At 50.7% G+C, this 16,770-nt stretch carries 14 protein-coding genes; 5 read left to right on the top strand and 9 right to left on the bottom strand.

All coding sequences use genetic code 11. From position 1 onward, the window contains the following. Positions 1–200: hypothetical protein (locus RW092_RS19500; protein ID WP_316011026.1), on the top strand; the 200-nt coding region annotated here is incomplete at its 5' end. A 290-nt stretch (positions 201–490) separates the two neighbouring features. On the opposite strand, the gene RW092_RS19495 is transcribed toward RW092_RS19500, so the two are convergent. The 5 genes from RW092_RS19495 to RW092_RS19475 form a co-directional block, all read right to left on the bottom strand. After that, on the bottom strand, positions 491–2,089 hold the full coding sequence (locus RW092_RS19495) for a response regulator (protein WP_085170553.1): 1,599 nt from the start codon (positions 2,087–2,089) through the stop codon (positions 491–493). After that, positions 2,083–3,456: an ABC transporter substrate-binding protein gene (locus tag RW092_RS19490; protein WP_316011025.1), complete on the bottom strand. Its 1,374-nt coding sequence runs from the start codon at positions 3,454–3,456 to the stop codon at positions 2,083–2,085. The genes RW092_RS19495 and RW092_RS19490 overlap by 7 nt, the downstream gene beginning before the upstream one ends. Positions 3,457–3,480: 24 nt before the next feature. Next, positions 3,481–5,220 (bottom strand): sensor histidine kinase, encoded by a 1,740-nt coding sequence (locus RW092_RS19485; protein ID WP_016313496.1) that lies wholly within the window; start codon positions 5,218–5,220, stop codon positions 3,481–3,483. Between the two features lie 130 nt (positions 5,221–5,350). Continuing rightward, positions 5,351–6,661, bottom strand: a complete 1,311-nt coding sequence (locus RW092_RS19480) for an ABC transporter substrate-binding protein (RefSeq protein ID WP_316011024.1) — start codon at positions 6,659–6,661, stop codon at positions 5,351–5,353. Positions 6,662–6,831: 170 nt separating this feature from the next. After that, positions 6,832–8,463 (bottom strand): formate--tetrahydrofolate ligase, encoded by a 1,632-nt coding sequence (locus tag RW092_RS19475; RefSeq protein ID WP_016313498.1) that lies wholly within the window; start codon positions 8,461–8,463, stop codon positions 6,832–6,834. 367 nt (positions 8,464–8,830) lie between these two features. Here RW092_RS19475 and RW092_RS19470 point away from each other — a divergent pair, with 367 nt between their 5' ends. Together RW092_RS19470 and RW092_RS19465 are read left to right on the top strand one after the other, a co-directional pair. Beyond that, complete coding sequence (locus tag RW092_RS19470; protein ID WP_016313499.1) at positions 8,831–10,180, top strand: glycoside hydrolase family 64 protein; 1,350 nt, start codon at positions 8,831–8,833, stop codon at positions 10,178–10,180. Positions 10,181–10,248: 68 nt separating this feature from the next. Continuing rightward, positions 10,249–11,256 carry a glycosyl hydrolase family 18 protein gene (locus tag RW092_RS19465; RefSeq protein WP_316011027.1) on the top strand — a complete coding sequence of 336 codons (1,008 nt, stop codon included), beginning with the start codon at positions 10,249–10,251 and terminating at the stop codon, positions 11,254–11,256. An 86-nt stretch (positions 11,257–11,342) separates the two neighbouring features. Here RW092_RS19465 and RW092_RS19460 read toward each other — a convergent pair whose 3' ends face one another. The 3 genes from RW092_RS19460 to RW092_RS19450 all read right to left on the bottom strand — a co-directional run bounded on the left by RW092_RS19460 (position 11,343) and on the right by RW092_RS19450 (position 14,013). Continuing rightward, a complete protein-coding gene (locus RW092_RS19460) occupies positions 11,343–12,713 on the bottom strand; it encodes an arsenic transporter (protein ID WP_016313501.1) in 1,371 nt (456 codons plus the stop codon). 208 nt (positions 12,714–12,921) lie between these two features. Beyond that, complete coding sequence (locus RW092_RS19455; RefSeq protein ID WP_316011023.1) at positions 12,922–13,596, bottom strand: DUF2642 domain-containing protein; 675 nt, start codon at positions 13,594–13,596, stop codon at positions 12,922–12,924. Positions 13,597–13,875: 279 nt separating this feature from the next. Beyond that, positions 13,876–14,013 carry a hypothetical protein gene (locus RW092_RS19450; RefSeq protein ID WP_157274720.1) on the bottom strand — a complete coding sequence of 46 codons (138 nt, stop codon included), beginning with the start codon at positions 14,011–14,013 and terminating at the stop codon, positions 13,876–13,878. 13 nt (positions 14,014–14,026) lie between these two features. Here RW092_RS19450 and RW092_RS19445 point away from each other — a divergent pair, with 13 nt between their 5' ends. Further along, positions 14,027–14,746 (top strand): hypothetical protein, encoded by a 720-nt coding sequence (locus tag RW092_RS19445; RefSeq protein ID WP_316011022.1) that lies wholly within the window; start codon positions 14,027–14,029, stop codon positions 14,744–14,746. A gap of 41 nt (positions 14,747–14,787) precedes the next feature. Here the strand turns inward: RW092_RS19445 and RW092_RS19440 are convergent, their stop codons facing one another. Continuing rightward, positions 14,788–15,213 (bottom strand): hypothetical protein, encoded by a 426-nt coding sequence (locus tag RW092_RS19440; protein ID WP_316011021.1) that lies wholly within the window; start codon positions 15,211–15,213, stop codon positions 14,788–14,790. A gap of 348 nt (positions 15,214–15,561) precedes the next feature. Here RW092_RS19440 and RW092_RS19435 point away from each other — a divergent pair, with 348 nt between their 5' ends. Continuing rightward, complete coding sequence (locus RW092_RS19435; protein ID WP_167669325.1) at positions 15,562–16,518, top strand: CotH kinase family protein; 957 nt, start codon at positions 15,562–15,564, stop codon at positions 16,516–16,518. Positions 16,519–16,770: the final 252 nt, after the last annotated feature.

Below are 16,770 nucleotides of genomic sequence, written 5' to 3'. Positions count from 1 at the left end.
TGTTCCGGAAGGGTTCCCGGGCGACGCCGGTGAGCTCGGCGACGCTGCGGGCGGCTTCCCCGGCGGTGACTTCCCTGCGGGTGGCTTCCCTGGCGGCGGGTTCCCCGGCGGCGATTTCCCGGGCGGCGATTTCCCAGGCGGCGGCCGCGGTTTCGGGCCTAACGGCCAGCAAGCGGGCAGCAGCAGCGAAGCGCTTGTAACCGGCATCTCCTTGCTGGTGCTCCTGGCCGCTGCCGCCTTCGTCGCCTTCTTCCGCCGCAAACGGCTATAGAAACCTGCAAAAGTGCAGTTGTTTTCTTGAAAAGCCGCAATTGGGCGGAAAACGCACAAAAAGCCTGCACTTTTGCAGGCTTTTTGCTTTTTAGCGATACAAGTTACTCAAAAACTGCATTTTTGCAGGAATCCGGCACGTCCCACCCACTCCGACGCAGGCGCGATGGTTCCCAACGCAAATCCTCGGGGAACGCCGGTGAGCACGACCACGTACAATCTATACCGCCCCAGCCTCCCGGTACTCCGTTGGCGTCATGCCGGTGACCTTTTTAAAGACCTGGGTGAAGTAACGCGGGTCCTGATAACCTACCATCGGGGCGACTTGGTACACTTTGACTTGGCTGTTTTTCAGAATATACTTGGCCTTATCGATGCGACATTCCGTCAAATACTCAAGGAACGTATAGCCGGTCACCTGCTTAAACAGCAGGCAAAAATGGCTGATGCTCAGATCGGCGCGCTCGGCCACCTCCTCCATGCTGAGGTCCTTATGGTAGTTGCTTAAAATGTACTCCTGCGTCTTGGCGATCACATTCTGCACATTGTCCTTGATCTGGCTATCTCGGCTCTCGCTGATCCATCGGCCAAAGTTTGTCTTCAGCAGTCCGATCATTTCACTTAGTGTGCCGAGGGACTGCAGCTCCTGCAGCAAACCTTCCAGCGACCACTCCGACAGCAGATTCATCTGCTCATATTGCCGGAACATCACGACCGTTAGTTCGACCATCATCCGCTCGGCCGCTTCCTTCGAGAAGGCCTGCTGTTCAAGATATTGCTTCGTTTCATCCAGTGCGGACAACAACCGCTCCCGATTCAGCGTCCGAACGCTGTCCAGGAGCACCGCTTCCAGATGCTTCGGATATTTCGCCTCCCGGTCGGCCCCAGGCTCCCGGCCCGGCTGATCAATGAACACGCCTGCCCGGTCGCTGTAAAACCGCTGATATAACGCCCGAGTAGCGCTTTGATATGCCTCGCTCAACCGCTCCAGCCCCGCCGCCGTTTGGCTGAATCCAACGGAACAGGTCAGCTTGGTATAGAGCTGAATCTGGCGGATGGCATCGCTGCCCAGCTCCTCTTTCTGGCTGGTGAGTGCACTCGGGAACAGCAACACCCATTCCCCGCCGTGAAAAGGGAACATCGTCAGCGCCCCATGCGCCACCGACCATTCTCCCAAAATGTTGCGCACCGCAAACAACCACAGCCGCCGCTCCTCCGGCGACCACTGTTCATTCAGCTTGACGAAATGATCCAGTTGGATCACCGCCATGAAATAATCCTGTGTCAGCTCGCTGTTCTCCAGCCAGCGCATATGCTGCAGATGGCTTTGGCTCTGGTTGCCTTCGATAAACTCGGCAAACATCCGCTCCCTCGCCAACATCGACAGCACCTGCACCGAGTGCAGCAGCTTATCGTTCTCCGCCCGCTTCTCCAGCGTTTTCTTCGCCCGCTTGATCATCTCGATCAGCTCGTCATGGTCAATCGGCTTCAGCAGATAATCAAACGCGCCTTCCCTGAGCGCCTCACGGGCGTATTCAAACTCCCCATAGCCGCTGACGAAAATAAACAGCCGATTCGCATTCTCCGCCAACACTTCCTTCATCAGCGTGATGCCATCCATCCCTGGCATGCGAATGTCGCTAATAACCATATGCGGGGACAGTTCGCGAATGAGCTCCAGCGCCGCTTCGCCTCCCCGCGCCTCTCCGACGATTTCCAGGCCCAGTTCCTCCCAAGGCACGGCGACTCGCAAGCTTCGCAATATCACCGGTTCATCGTCCACCAAAATGACCCGATACTTCTCCCCATGTGCTACCATCCTGCACCTCCATCCGTCTCACTCAGCAGCGAGCTTCTGCGCAGCTGCCAATATTGCTCTGACGTTTGTTGAATCTGTTCCAGCGCCTCCTCGGGCTTCGCCCGTTTGCTGATCATTTCCTCCAATACCTTGAGGAACGTCTTGTTGACCTCAGGAGGAAGCACGTTATCGTAAGGGACAAAGCTTTGGTTGCTTTGCTCCATCATTTCTACTACTTGCGCAAACACGGGGCCCGTTTTTTCCGAGTCATACGTAATTTTCATGGAAGGAATACGTGATGCCTCGTAAACGATTCGCCGCTGCACCTCTTCGGAATACAGAGCCTTTAGCAGCTCCTGAGCCGCTTCCCATTTGGACTCCTCCAGATTGGAGGATAAGCCGATTCCGATCGTATACCCTCCGGCGATCGAGCGGTTGCCCCCCTCCGTCAGCGACGGGAACGGGATCACTCCGACCTGATTCTGAAAACCTGCCGGTGCCCTCTCGTTATGGAACAGGTTGATGTCCCAGCTTCCGTTTAGATACATCGCCGCCTCACCGTTAGTGAACCGTTCAATCGCTTCCTCTGTTGACAGATCGTTGGCCGGCGGGTAGAAGGCATTCTCATCAATCCAGCTTTTCAGTTGCTTAAAAGCTTTCCAGTAAGAAGGGTTTTGGAAGCTTAACGACTCATCCCCCTGCACCAGCTCATTAATCAGCCCCGGCCCGGCATACCGGTCCATCAAATAATGGGCGAAGATCGCCGCCGGCCAGCGTTCCTCGTTACCTAGTGCAAACGGCGTGATCCCATGAGCGATCAGCACGTCAATGACCTTATTCAAATCCTCCAGCGTCTCTGGAGGCTCCAAACCCAAGTCATCAAAGATTTCCTTATTATAAAACAGCGGCTCCGCATTCCCTTCAATCGGTAACCCGTAAATATGATTGTCGAAAGTCCACAAATGCAAGTCCTGAAACTGCTGCTTCAGCCCACTTTCCTCTACAAAATCCGTTAAGTCCATCAGCCGGTTGGAGCGAACGTAGGGCTCGATTTCAGCTCCCCCAAACAACACGAACATGTCGGGCGGCGTCCCGGTGACCATTTCACTCTTCAGCTTCTGCTCACGGTGGACCGTCTGGTCCATACCTTCGAAGTTCACCTTGACGTTAGGATGCGTCTCTTGGAATTGAGCCACCACATCCTCGACGATGTTCAGCATCTGCCGGTCATGCTCCTTAATCCAGAAGTGGCGGAAGGTTATTGTGACCTTCTCGGCCTGCTTCTCCTCAATCGGCTCGTGACCAGCGCCTGCGATAATCAAGACGGAGATGGCCAGCACGACGGCGTAGACGGCAATCCAACCCCAGTTCAAAAACCACTTTTTCATGTTCACCGCCACCTTCCTCCGTCGTTATCGTTTCACCGCTGCCGAATCGTGGAGCAGCTTCGGAATGCGGATGCGGATGGTCGAGCCATGTCCGGGAGAGGAGCAGATCAGGATGCCGTAGCGGCTGCCAAACCGGATGCGCAGTCGTTCATGTACATTGCGCAGTCCAACCCCGGTTCCCCGGTAATTTTTGTTGCCTTCATCCTTGCTCCACAAATTCATGAGCCGATCCAAGCTGAAGCCCGGGCCATTATCCGTCACATCAATCATAATATCCCGCTCGTCTTCGTTCGCTGTAATCGTGATCAGTCCTTTTTCCTTCATAGGCTCGATCGCATGGTACAGTGCGTTTTCCACAATGGGCTGGACGATCAGCTTCTGAGTCATATAGTGCCTCAGTGACTCGGGGATTTCAATTCTATAGTCGAACTGCTCCTCAAAGCGGAACTTCTGGATATCCAGATAATGCCGCACATGCTCCATTTCCATGGCCAGCGTAATCAGTTGCTGGTTCTCGCTAATGCTGATGCGCAGCAGCTTGCCCAGCGAGACCACCATTTTGCTGATCTCCTTGTTTCCCTGCAAGACTGCCAGCGAATTGATCGATTCCAGCGAGTTATAAATAAAATGAGGATTGATCTGGGCAACCAGCGCCTGAAGCTCGAACTCCTTCTTCCGCGCCTGCTCAGTCTCTACTTGTTCAATGAGCTCCGAAATTTGCGTACTCATCCGATTAAAGCCATCGACGAGCAAATCCGTTTCGTCTTCGCTTCGTACCGAAGAGGTAATGGGCACAAAGATCCCCTGCTGCACCCGCTTCATCCCGTTCACCGCACCGATGATACTGCGCACCAGTCGGCGAACGAAAAACCGGTCGAATAGGAAAGCCGATATCAGCGAGACCAGCACCAGCACAATCGCGATGTCGCGGATCGAGTTCGACTCCGAAGCGATCAGCTTGCTGGGCGTAATAGCCACGAGATACCAATCCTTGTTATGCGAAGGCAAGTAGGTGATCAGCGAGCGTTCGCCTTGATATTTGGCGGTATAGTATCCTTTCCCTTCCGGCTCCTCCTGAGTCAGGAACGGAAACTCCGTGCGCTCTCCAATATACGAGCCGGACTTGTCGAACACGATATTGCCCTGCTTGTTCACGAGCAAAATATCGCCCTGCTTTAACGTCACCGCATCCCAAAAGACTTGGTCCAAAATATCCGGCTTCACATAAATCACCAACGCGCCGATATCCTCCAGAGAGTAGTAATCCTTAATCAAACGAGCTTGGATCAGAACTGGCTTCCCTGCGGCAGCTGAACCGTTCTCCCCCGGCCCTACCCATACCGGGCGTCCTTCGGCCGCCTCCATCGCTCCGTACCAACTTTGCTGCTTCAATTCCTGAAAGGACATCGCCTCATTAAATTGATACTGCAGCTTGTCCTTGGAATACAGGCCAAACGACGTAATCATCGGATGGTTGATTAAGTTGTTGATGTCTTGTTTTTGATCATAGTTCACCGTAAAATTCGGCTGCTTCACCAACTGCTGAATTAAAGGCTGCGCGATCGCCGAATTCGAGACGGTCGTCACCTCGTTTAACGCAAACTTCAGCTTGCGGTCGGTTTCCAGCAAGGAGACCCAATAGAAGTTATTCGATTTATTCTCCATCGCTCGTGAGAAGCTGTAATACGAGATGGAGCCCATCAGAATGACGGGGATAAAGACAAGAAGAATAATAGCCAGCAAGATTTTGCGACGAAGCTTCATTTCGTTCCTCCTAGGTTTCTCCTACTCTATTATTCTTCATCCGCCAGCCGATTCCTTGCATCTTTCGACAAAGCGAAATTCGCAAGAGGGCAAGCCCCCTTGCGAATCAGTATAACCGTATGACTTATGTTCAATCTGCGTTTCTTGCAGCGGCGATGGCTTTCTCCCATTCTAGTTGTGGATTCGCTTGGTACTTGAGCACGTTCTGGAGCGCATGCTTGAGCTGTAAATCCACTTCCTCAAACTGCGGACCACAATAGACCGGTTTGACGCGTTGTGCCGATCGAGCGTAAGCCTCCGAGATTACCTGTCCTCCAAAAAACGCATCGTGATCCGCCAAAAAAACCTCTTCGTTATACACCGACGGGATCGATGGCAGCTGACCGCTGGCCTGGTACGCTTTCAACTGTTGCTCCTTGTTGGTTAACCAGGTAATAAACTCATAAGCTTCCTTCGGGTGCTTGCCTTCCTTCGGCAACGTCAGGAACGTCCCTCCCCAGCTGCCCGAGCCTTCGGGAATTTGTGCAATTCGCCACTGTCCGGCTGTTGCCTTGGCGCTGCGGATCGTGTCCTCCATCCAGGCGGGGCCGAGAATGACGCCGACCTTCCCCTCGTGAATCGCTTGTTCCCATTCGGGAGAACCAAATGCCCAGCTGCCGATCCAGCCTTCCTGAATGCCTGTCACCGTAAAATTGTACGCCTTCTTCACCTGCGGATTCGAGTCCGCGATAAAGGAGCCGTCAACCTTATTAAAATACATCACGTCCGTCGATTGGTCCCGCAGGCCGTTATATACCAGCTCTGCCGAATCAGCAAACGGGATTCCGGTTTGCTTCGTAAACTGCTTCGCCACGGCAGCAAATTTATCCCATTTGTTGATTGCGGCGCTAAATGCCTCAGAATCGGTTGGAAGTCCCGCCTGGTCCATTAAATCTGCGCGATAGTAGACCACCGTCGGACTGACCTCAGCCGGCAAGCCGATTTGAAAAGAACCGTCAGCCGTCGCCGCTTGCTTCCACGCCCAATAGAGATAATCCTGTGCGATGTTCTTCGCGCCAAAATCATATAGGTTATAGAATCGATCCGTCTGGTCCATCAAGCGCTGCATGGACTCCTGATTTAACATCAAAATATCCGGAGCGCCCATTCCAGAGGATAAAGCTGCCTCTAAGCGGTCTTCCTCCCCGGCTGATTCCGTTGCATTACTGAAACGGATGTGAATGTTCGAATGCTCCGCCATATATTCCTGGGCCAGCGCTTCATAATGGGCATCTCCCAACGCCCAGAACGTCAGCTCAATCGGGGAACCTACACTGCCATCGGTCAAGCCCGAAACGTTGCTCTCCTCATCATTTGCCGCATTAATTACGCTGTATGCACCTAGTAAAGAAATCATCATGGCGGCAACCGGCAGAACAGCCAACCATTTTCCTCTCTTCATTGCGGTTGATTCCTTTCCTGCATCCGAATTTATACCTTTAGTCTAACGAATGTGGCGCAGATTTTTGAGGAGGCAATTTTGCGATTTCAGGTTGGAATTTTTCCGATCCGAGGCATAAAAAAAGCCGATTCTCCACTTCAATCCGTGAAGAATCGGACTCTCTTTCCATATTATAGTAAACCGGCAACTTCCCCGTGTTCATCAAGGTGAATCCGCTCTGCAGCCGGATGCTTTGGCAAGCCGGGCATGGTAACAATTTTCCCCGTATGGACAACAACAAAGCCGGCCCCTGCCGATAAGGTAATGTCCTTCACCTGTACGGTAAAGCCTTCCGGTGCGCCCAACAGATTCGCCTGATCGGAGAACGAATACGGCGTCTTCGCCATACAGACCGGCAGCTGGCCGAAGCCCTGCCGCTCCAGTTCCTCGATTTGGGCGGCCGCTTTGGCGCTCAGCTTCATGCCCTCGCCGCGGTAAATTTCCCTAACCACCGTCTCGATTTTGGCTTTTAGGTCCAGATCATCGGGATAAAGCGGAGTATACTGCGCCGTCTCCTGCTCCAACATGTCCAGCAGAGCCGACGCCATTTCTCTGCCACCTTCACTGCCTTTGGCCCAAACGTCCGACAGCTCGGCCTTGACGCCTAACCGGGCGCATTCCTCTTTCACCAGCGCAATCTCATCTTCCGTATCACTGGTAAAATGATTAATCGCGACCATTACTGGCACCCCAAATTTGCGCAAGTTCTCCAGATGCCGCTTCATATTTGGCAATCCGGCTCGCAGCGCCTCCATATTAGGCTGATCCAACTCGTTTTTTGACGCACCGCCGTTGTATTTCAACGCCTTCACCGTCACGACCAAGACGGCAGCATCCGGCTTTAATCCAGCCTGCCGGCATTTGATGTCGAAGAACTTCTCGGCGCCCAAATCAGCGCCAAAGCCCGCTTCCGTCACAACGATATCCGCCAGTTTCAAAGCGGTCTTCGTACCAATTACACTGCTGCAACCGTGGGCGATGTTGGCAAACGGTCCGCCGTGCACGATCGCCGGAGTTCCCTCCGCCGTTTGCACCAGATTGGGCTTGATCGCATCTTTGAGCAGGACAGTCATCGCATCCACAGCGCCGATCTGGGCTGCAGTAATCGGCTCGCCTGCCATGTTCCGGGCTACGACCATTCGACTCAGGCGATTCTTGAGATCTTGAGCATCCTCGCTAAGGCATAACACCGCCATAACCTCGGAGGCCGTTGTGATCATAAAGCCGGATTCATGCACGCTCCCGTTTCCTTCGCCTAGTCCTACGACAATTTGCCGAAGGCTGCGGTCATTCATGTCCATCGCCCGTTTCCACAAGATCCGATTGGTGTCGATCTGCAGAGCATTCCCTTGAAAAATATGATTGTCCACCATCGCCGCCAGCAGATTATGCGCGGATGTAATGGCGTGTAAGTCTCCGGTGAAATGCAGGTTGATATCCTCCGAAGGGAGCAGCTGGGCTTTGTTGCTGCCAGTGGCCCCGCCCTTCATCCCAAAGCAAGGTCCAAGCGACGGCTCCCGCAACGCTGCAATGGTGGTCCGTCCGATGGCATTGAGCGATTGGGCTAGTCCAATCGTCGTTAACGTTTTCCCTTCTCCCGCCGGCGTTGGATTCATCGCGGTTACCAGCACTAGTTTTCCATCCGGTCGGTTGCGAGTCTCGTTTCGGATGCCAGGCTCTATTTTGCCTTTGTACCGTCCATACAATTCGATATGTTGTTCGGCAATTCCACACGATGCAGCTACTTCCAATATCGGCTTCATTCCACTCTGCTACCTCCATCTATCCGATTCTTTGTTTATCCCTTAAATCTTATAGAAAGAATTCATCCTTATTGTACATGAAATAGATGGAATTATGCGTGAAGAAATTCGTACGCCGCGGGGAGACATCGCTTCTGCTGGTCCTGAGATCTAGATCTTTCATCTAGCAAACTCATAGTTCCGATCTTTATTAATAGATGGAAAATATATCAAAAGACACTGGAGATATATTACATTTTAGGTAAAGTAGATTATGTGTATTTTACCTCAATTTCCAATTTATGAGGTAAGTATACAATCTTCTTGAAAGGAGGGGACCTTCGAAGTTCTAAATCCTGTAGTTATAGCAGAAGAAAGGAGGAGGTTTATGACAACCAAATGGGTTCAGCGCTTTAGTTTGTTCTTCATCGTGTTTCTATTGTCCATCTCCGTGAATATTTCGGCTTCGGCTGCTGATTTCACTCAAGGAGCGGACGTCTCCGGCAACAACGTAACTTTATGGTTCAAATCATCGGTTAATACGACATGGGTGGATGTCCACTATAAGGTGAATTCCGGAGTACAGCAAAATGTAAGGATGAGCTTCAACGCGGGTGCTGCGCGATTCGAGCACACCATTCTTTCGGCCGCCCAAGCCGAGATTGAGTACTTTTTCACTTACAATAACGGCGTGCCAGCCTACGACACCACAACATTCACTTATCGAAGCGGCCAACCCGATCCGGAACCTTCGACCAACTCCATTTATTCGATTCCAGCCTCTTCGATTCCCCAGCCTTCCGAGGGCGGCGTCAGCCTCAAAGTCATGAACGGCACGGGCGGGGCTTATACGGATGATCAAATTTACTGGGGAGTCATCGGCATCAATCCGGTAAACGGCAAATGGAGCTATTTGGATTTGGCCGGTAGACTTCTTCCGATTTCGTCCGATTTAAACAACGCCCCGGGACACCTCACTAAAGACGGCATCAACTATGCCAACATCTATCACAAGATCAGCGATGCCAATTGGGTCAACCTTCCGAAGATCGAATCCGGCCGGTTGTTCCTTAGCGTTGGTAGTCCCTTGTACATGAAGACCTTTGACGACGGCTTTGCCGGTCCGGATCTGAACAATCCCACCAATCCGAATCTGAATGTCATTTTTGACTTTGTCGAGTTCACTGTGGATAAGGACGGCTATCACGGAAATACGACTCGCGTCGATCAGTTTGGTTTTCCGATTCAACACCGGCTGGTGAATCTGGCGGGGAACTACGACCGTACCGTCGGCGAACTGGAATCAGAAACCCGTTCCGGACTGTTTGCCAAATATGTCAACGAAGTCCCTCATGAATTCAAATCGCTGGGTACCTTGCAGGCTCCTTATCGTATCCTCAGTCCTATGAAAGGGCCGTTTCAGGAAGGAGGAGCTTACGAGAACTATTTTGCCGGCTATTCCAGCATCTCTACCCAAGACATTCTGCTGGGTGTTGGCGAAGCGAGCAATCCTGAAGTATGTGCTGCGTTGAACCGTCATGTCTACACGGAACCTGACAACTGGAATCGGGTTGATCAATACTATCAAGCTGCCCCCGCGAACTATTACGCGAAGTTCTGGCATGATCACAGCATCGATGGGCTCGCTTACGGCTTCTGCTACGACGACGTGAACGGACAAGCCGCCTATCTGGAGGTAGGAGATCCGAAAGGTCTCATCGTCAGAGTGGGCTGGTAACACGGATGTTCTGATGGATTGATCCTATGGAGAGAGGAAGAAAGTTGAATGCAAATGCTTCGTAAGAGATTCGCTTTTTTGGCGGTATTGGCCTTATTCATCACTTTATTTATTCCTCTTGCTGCAGATGTGAAAGCGTAGACCCTGCCGATCCAATTCCGAGCGGCTTTAAAGTCGTAGGATACTATCCGAGCTGGGAGCCTGGCAAAATCAACAACATCCAGTATCATAACCTGACGCATATTAACTATGCGTTTGCGATTCCGACCAGCGACGGCTCTCTTCTTCCACTGAGCAACCCGGATGCGGCCAGCCAAATTGTTCGGACGGCCCATGCCAACAACGTGAAGGCGCTGCTCGCCGTAGGCGGTTGGTCATATAATGACATTCCTTTGGAAAGCACCTTTATGGCCGCGACGAATACGCCGGAGAAGATCAAGAAGTTCGGTAACGCCATTATCGCGATGGCCAAGCAATACGGATTCGACGGCGTCGATATCGATTGGGAGCATCCGCGAAACGACGGCCCCAGCAAGCAGCAGTACGAGGATCTGATGGTCTACTTGAGCGCGGAGCTGAAGAAGCAAAATATGCTGTTGACCGCCGCGGTGCTCAGCGGGGTAACACCTGAAGGCGTCATTTATTGGGACTCGGCCGCCCAGACCGATAAAGTCATCGACGCCGTGGATTGGTTTAATGTCATGGCCTATGATGGCGGTGATGGGGAGCGGCATTCCTCCTACGAATTTGCCGTGATGAGCGCAAAGTATTGGAAGGAGACGCGGAAGATGCCAGCTCACAAGGTCGTATTGGGTGTTCCTTTCTACGGCAGACCTTCCTGGGCTTCCTATGCGGCGATTTTGCAAGCGAACCCTGACGCCTATAATACCGACATATCGATGATTAACGGCATGCAAGCTCACTATAACGGAATCCCAACCATTCAAAGAAAGACGCAATACGCTCTGGAGAACTTAGGTGGCATCATGATTTGGGAGATCAGTCAAGACACAACTGACATCAGCAAGAGCTTGCTGCAAGCCATTGGTAACACCGTCAGAGCCTACCATCCTTAAGCCTGTCATGATCAAAAGAGCACTACCGTTCAGGCGGTGTGCTTTTCCTTTTATTCCAGGTAGCGTTCTACTCTGTTCATCGCACCTTAATAGATCCACTGCACCCATAAAGGCAAAAGAATCAAGGTGAAGATCAGTGTAGGGGGAATGACGATCATCGTCACTTTCAAGTAATCATCCCATGTGATTTTGACGCGATGTTTTTTCAGAAGATGGAACCAGATCAACGAAGCGAGCGTCCCGATCGGCAATAACAATGCACCGATATCACTGCCAATGACACTAGCCAGATAAGAAATCCTTAGCGTCAGAGGATCCAGCGGCATTTCGGTAAGTGTCATCGTTCCGATCATTAGAGCAGGGTGATTATTGAAAAATATGGAAAGCGACGTCATCACTCCTCCCATCAGCAAGCTGGCATTCAGCATGCCGTCGTGGATTAGAGGATTTACCAGCGAAATGAGCAAATTCGTTAATCCAATGTTGTGCAATCCAAAAATGATGACATACATGCTGAAAGCGAAAACCAAAATATGCCACGGAACCTTGCGAAGCATATCCGATGGCGGGATCTTCAAGTTGTACCATCTCCACCCGAGCAATACAACAGAGCCAAGCACAGCAGCCAGCTCTACGGGAAAACCGTAGTAAGAGGCAACAAATAAACTGATGCGTACGATGAGCACGAATAGCAATATTTTTTGCATAAATTTCGTATCTTGTTTTAAGGGTTCACGATTTCGTACGGCCTCCTCCAGCTCCTCATCGGATTCGAGACTTAACCGCGGTGTTTTTAATGGATGTGACCTCAATCTGGGCGGCAGCTCTTTCGGCAATTGACGATAGAATACAAGAAACAGCAAACCTACCAGCACGATCAACCCTAAAAGTGCAGGGACAAACATCATCATCGTATGCATATATAAGTTCATCCCAACCATATTGAGTGCGATCAGGTTCACGATGTTGCTGACTCCGATCGGTGCGCTGGAGGCCGTTGCCACTAAAGCTCCGGATAAGAGATAAGGGATCTTCTGATGGTTTTTGAGCTTAAGCTCTCTTAACAAGAGGAGTAGTATTGGTGTTGTGATGAGAATGCTGCCATCATTATTAAAGAACAACGTCATTAAAAAACACATCAGGTTCACGTACCAAAACAAGCGGATCCCGGAGCCCCTGGATCGGTAAGCCAGTCCCTCGGCTGCCCAGTGAAAAAAACCGAAGCTTTCCAAGACCAGCGCCATAATAATCGTCGCCATGATCGTGATTGCCGCTCCGCTCACGGTTTCTCCGATATGAAGCAGATCAGAAAAGTTTACTGTCCCGCTGATTAAGACAATAATAGCTCCGATTGTGGAGGGTATCGCTTCATTGAGTCCCCTTGGGCGCCACAAGATTAGGATGGTGGTTAGAACAAATGCGAGAATCGTTAAGCCTGCAGCTGTAAGCTCTATCAAGTGACCACCCCCATTCTCCAATTGTTTCTGCTCTAGCTGGCCGATTATTTACCGCTGACACGAACAAGGTAATCGTACTCGGCCTGCTGAACATCAACGACTGGAGCATGGGTAATCGTTTCTTCCTTAACCGAAGGTTTTAACAACATAAAGAGTCCCAACCCCGAAAGTATAATTAACACTAGGACGATCATTTTCTACTCCCCCCTTAAGGCAAATGGACAGATTTAATATGCTGAATATTCCATATCACCGATTCCCCGTCAGCTAAAACAAGGTGAAGCAAACCTCGATCAACGGATTGAACGATCCCGAATTTATCCGTTGCTTCTCCATGATCGAGAACCGCCAAACTCCCTTCCATCTTTTTAAGTTGTTGCTCAAACGTTCGGGCCAAGGTCAGACCGGTAGGCTTCACGTATAATCTTTCATTTTCTAAAGAAAAGGGAGGTTTGTTGGCCGGATAAGGCATAATTAACTTCACATGATCCAATGGGACATACACGGTATGAAAAACCGTAGAATAGAATACAAGGTAATCGTTCATGACGCTGGTTAGATAACCGCTAAGCGTATGAACACCCGTCAGAAAAACTTCCATAAAGACGCCTCTGGCGTTAAATAACGTTTTCCGAAAAGAAATCGACTCTCCCGCTGCCCATTCCAGCGGGTTTTCGTACAAGGTTCCCTCATTATCTTTCTCAGGAGATGGAATAACCCGGAAGTGATGAATGTGCTTCGTTGGAATGTAGTAATAGCGCTCTTGTCTGAAGATGACGACGATATCATCTCCTGCATCAATTAAGAGCCCTGTGTCTAGTTGTGGTCTGCCGCTAATGGTGAGTTCGATATGTTGTCCGATGCGAGAAGTTAGCATAGGCATCGTATACCTCCTTTATCATGAGCATCGTGGTGAGGGAGAGAGGCAAGCCATTTGTGAGCTTGGCGCTTACGACTGGAATAAGCGGGTCCTTTCCCAAATTTTAAAGAAGGCGGCGCCCCAGGCACCGCCTCAATGACTGAAGGCTTTCGTTCCATTCTTAGAGAAAAGGATCCCATTTCTTCTTGGAGGATACCTTGGAGGATCCTCCTTGCCGTTTTTTGGCCGATTTTTTCACATTTTTGCTCGACTTTCTGGTCCCCCACTGGTAGCCGCCAGTACCTACACCCCAAGTGGAGAATCCGCCGGTTCTTCCCGGGTTTCTGCCGCCAGTTCCAGCGCCGCGCGTTCTGCCTTGCGTGCGGTTTCTGCCACCAGTTGCAGAGTCCCCTTCTCTGCCATGCGTGTGGTATCCATCATGAGAATGGTCTCCATGCGTGTGATCTCTGCCTTGCGTGCGACCTCTGCCCTGCGTGCCGCCTCTGCCTTGAGTGCCGCCTCTTCCCTGGGTGCGGTTTCTGCCGCCCGTCCCGGCACCGCCGGTTCTGCCGCGATCTCCCCTGCCGCCAGGTCCGCCAGGGCCACCCTCGGCAGAAGAGATCGTAGCATTTTTGCTGCCCGAGGTTCTACCTCCAGTTCTGCCGCCGGTTCTTCCTCCTGTTCTGTTGTTGTTGGATCTATTGTTGTTTCGGTTATTGCCGTTTCTATTGTTGCTGTTATTGCTGCTATTGTTGCTGCTGCTATTATTGCTGCTAGAGCGGCTGCGCAGAGTCACACTCTTAATATGATAGGTTTGAACCTGCACAAGCTCATTATTTACAATGAGGTATACACTATCGTTGCCATAGTCCGAGATAACTCCTTCGATCTTCTCAGGACCTCCGCGGTTAATTTGCACTTTTTTGTGTTTCAGGGCACGAAGAACACCATCGAAATTGTACGAACGAATAATGGATTGGCCAGTTCTCCCCATCGTTCCTTTGGTTTTCCCTTTCGTGCCCAAGTTTTGACTAAAGCTCTTCACATGAGCGTTTTTGATATAAACCGTGCCGTCCTTGGCCAGAATGACAAGGTAATCCGATCCATAACCTGCCAAAATACCTTCAACCGAATCCGGACCACCGCGATTGATACGGACGGTGCTTCCTACTAAATTGCTGATGGCCATAACCCATTTCCCCTTCCATAAATTGCTTAACATTCACAAACCGTATAACGAATTTGCTCGAGAGGAATCCTTACACTCCTCTCATTCACTTCCATCACAACTTCTTCGGCAGTTATACGGGTAAGCAACCCTTTCTCAACTTGCGGCCCGCCAATATCTAGTTGGATCTGATGGTGCAGGAGGCTGGAGAGAAGTTCATTAAATCGAGGCGCCATGATCACTTCAACTTCTTGACTGTAGTTCGTCGGGACTCTCTTCCATCTCGTTTCGGACAAGCTGTCAATATAAGCCGAATGGTAGTAGAGTATGCGACGATTTTTCGTTTGTACTGCCACATAATCATTCTGGATGCTTACTAATCTGCCAATGATGAAACCTGGTTGACCACGATTAATGCAAACTTCCTTACCTATGAGATACATTAATTGACTCAGCGATTGGTAGCAGGCCACGTTCCTCCCCTCCTTTCATTTGCACCCTAGCGGGAATTGTAGTACATCATATGTCGATGACTAACCTTTGTCCTAGTCTGATATCTATCATCTATAAATTTCCACTTCTGTAACTAAAGTAGAATTGCCTACAAGAATCAAAGAAAGAACCTTCCCTGTTGCCCTGGGTTAAAGCGGACCATCCGACTACTGCCTGCATATTCTGGATATTAAAGTGAAATGCGGCAGGCTTCCGCAAGAAAGGTGATCAGGTTGAGGTTCCCCGTTCGTTCGCTTCAAATCGGCCGGTCAGACCAAGCAAAGCTAGAAAAAAGCGTATGGGATGACCAATACGCCAAAGCATTACTCATGACGGATAATATTAAGGAGAACGTCAAAATCCGTTACCGGGGTGGACACACCCGTTATTACGACAAGAAATCCTACGAGCTTCGCATAGGTCACAGAAGCATCCATTACAACGTGGAGTGGGATGACCCTACCATGATGAGAAACGCACTCTCTTTTCGTTTTTTTGAGAAAATAGGGGTCCCGAGTCCAAGAACGAGACATGTTTATCTGGTAATTAATGGAGTAAATCAGGGGCTGTATCTGGAGATTGAAGGGGTAGATCGGTCGTTTTTTACCAAAAGGAAAGTGAACACGAGCTCGCTGCTTTATGCGATCAATAACAACGCCAACTTTCGGCTGATTGGTGAGGGGGGAAAACGCAAGCGTAACCTGGCTTCTGGCTATGAGCTGGTGATAGGAACCTCTCAGGAGTTGGCACGAATCTCGCGGTTTGTGGAACGGATTCATACCCTCAAGGGGCGAAGGCTTCTAGCTTATATGAAGAAGCATTTAGATATTCCGGAGTATTTACGGTGGTTAGGCGGGGCGGTGTGCACCGGAAACTTTGACGGCTTTACTCAAAACTATGCCATCTTCCGCAAGAAGGGCAGCTTCAAATATCAAATGAGCCCTTGGGATTACGAGGGTACCTGGGGGAGAAACAGTTACGGGAAGCTCAGCGACATCGACAACGTCCGGATCAAAGGATACAACGGGCTGACCCAAAAGCTGCTCTCCTTCCCCTCGGTTCGGAGGCAATATCGCAAGACACTGAAGGAGATTCTGGAGCGACATTTTACGGTGAGTCAGCTGGCTCCAACGATTAACTCACTTCACTCCTCATTGATGCCTGCGCTTATGGCCGATTCCACGCGTAAGTACTCCACCGATGTCCTCCTGTCAGACCGTCAGGTCATTCTCGACTATATTGCGAAACGCCGAGAGTACTTACTTCGCGAGCTTGAGAAGTTGTGATCGGGTAAGATAGGAACGTTGGGATAGGTGGAGTTGGAGCGCTTTTCGGTACTCGCACGCTGTGCCCTCTACTCGCCGTTTTTATGCGATTGCACGATACCTGTAAAATAGCCCCCTAACACACCCGTCATGCACACGATTCCTGCAAAAATACAGTTATTTTGAGCTGGAATCGCTGTTTTTCCTGAAATAACTGTAAAAGCGGCTAGGCCCCCTAAATCCGGAGTCCTGACCTACAAGTTTTGTGTTATC

Source organism: Paenibacillus sp. 3LSP (assembly GCF_032465655.1).
GTDB lineage: Bacteria > Bacillota > Bacilli > Paenibacillales > Paenibacillaceae > Fontibacillus > Fontibacillus barengoltzii.
Note: the sequence above shows the minus strand (reverse complement) of the source record. Positions and strands in the feature narration are given on the sequence as shown.

Coding starts and splice junctions, on each gene's coding strand:
- RW092_RS19495 (WP_085170553.1), bottom strand. CDS start 2,089: ATGGTAGCACATGGGGAGAAGTATCGGGTCATTTTGGTGGACGATGAA.
- RW092_RS19490 (WP_316011025.1), bottom strand. CDS start 3,456: ATGAAAAAGTGGTTTTTGAACTGGGGTTGGATTGCCGTCTACGCCGTC.
- RW092_RS19485 (WP_016313496.1), bottom strand. CDS start 5,220: ATGAAGCTTCGTCGCAAAATCTTGCTGGCTATTATTCTTCTTGTCTTT.
- RW092_RS19480 (WP_316011024.1), bottom strand. CDS start 6,661: ATGAAGAGAGGAAAATGGTTGGCTGTTCTGCCGGTTGCCGCCATGATG.
- RW092_RS19475 (WP_016313498.1), bottom strand. CDS start 8,463: ATGAAGCCGATATTGGAAGTAGCTGCATCGTGTGGAATTGCCGAACAA.
- RW092_RS19470 (WP_016313499.1), top strand. CDS start 8,831: ATGACAACCAAATGGGTTCAGCGCTTTAGTTTGTTCTTCATCGTGTTT.
- RW092_RS19455 (WP_316011023.1), bottom strand. CDS start 13,596: ATGCCTATGCTAACTTCTCGCATCGGACAACATATCGAACTCACCATT.
- RW092_RS19450 (WP_157274720.1), bottom strand. CDS start 14,013: ATGATGGATACCACACGCATGGCAGAGAAGGGGACTCTGCAACTGGTG.
- RW092_RS19445 (WP_316011022.1), top strand. CDS start 14,027: ATGCGTGTGATCTCTGCCTTGCGTGCGACCTCTGCCCTGCGTGCCGCC.
- RW092_RS19435 (WP_167669325.1), top strand. CDS start 15,562: ATGACGGATAATATTAAGGAGAACGTCAAAATCCGTTACCGGGGTGGA.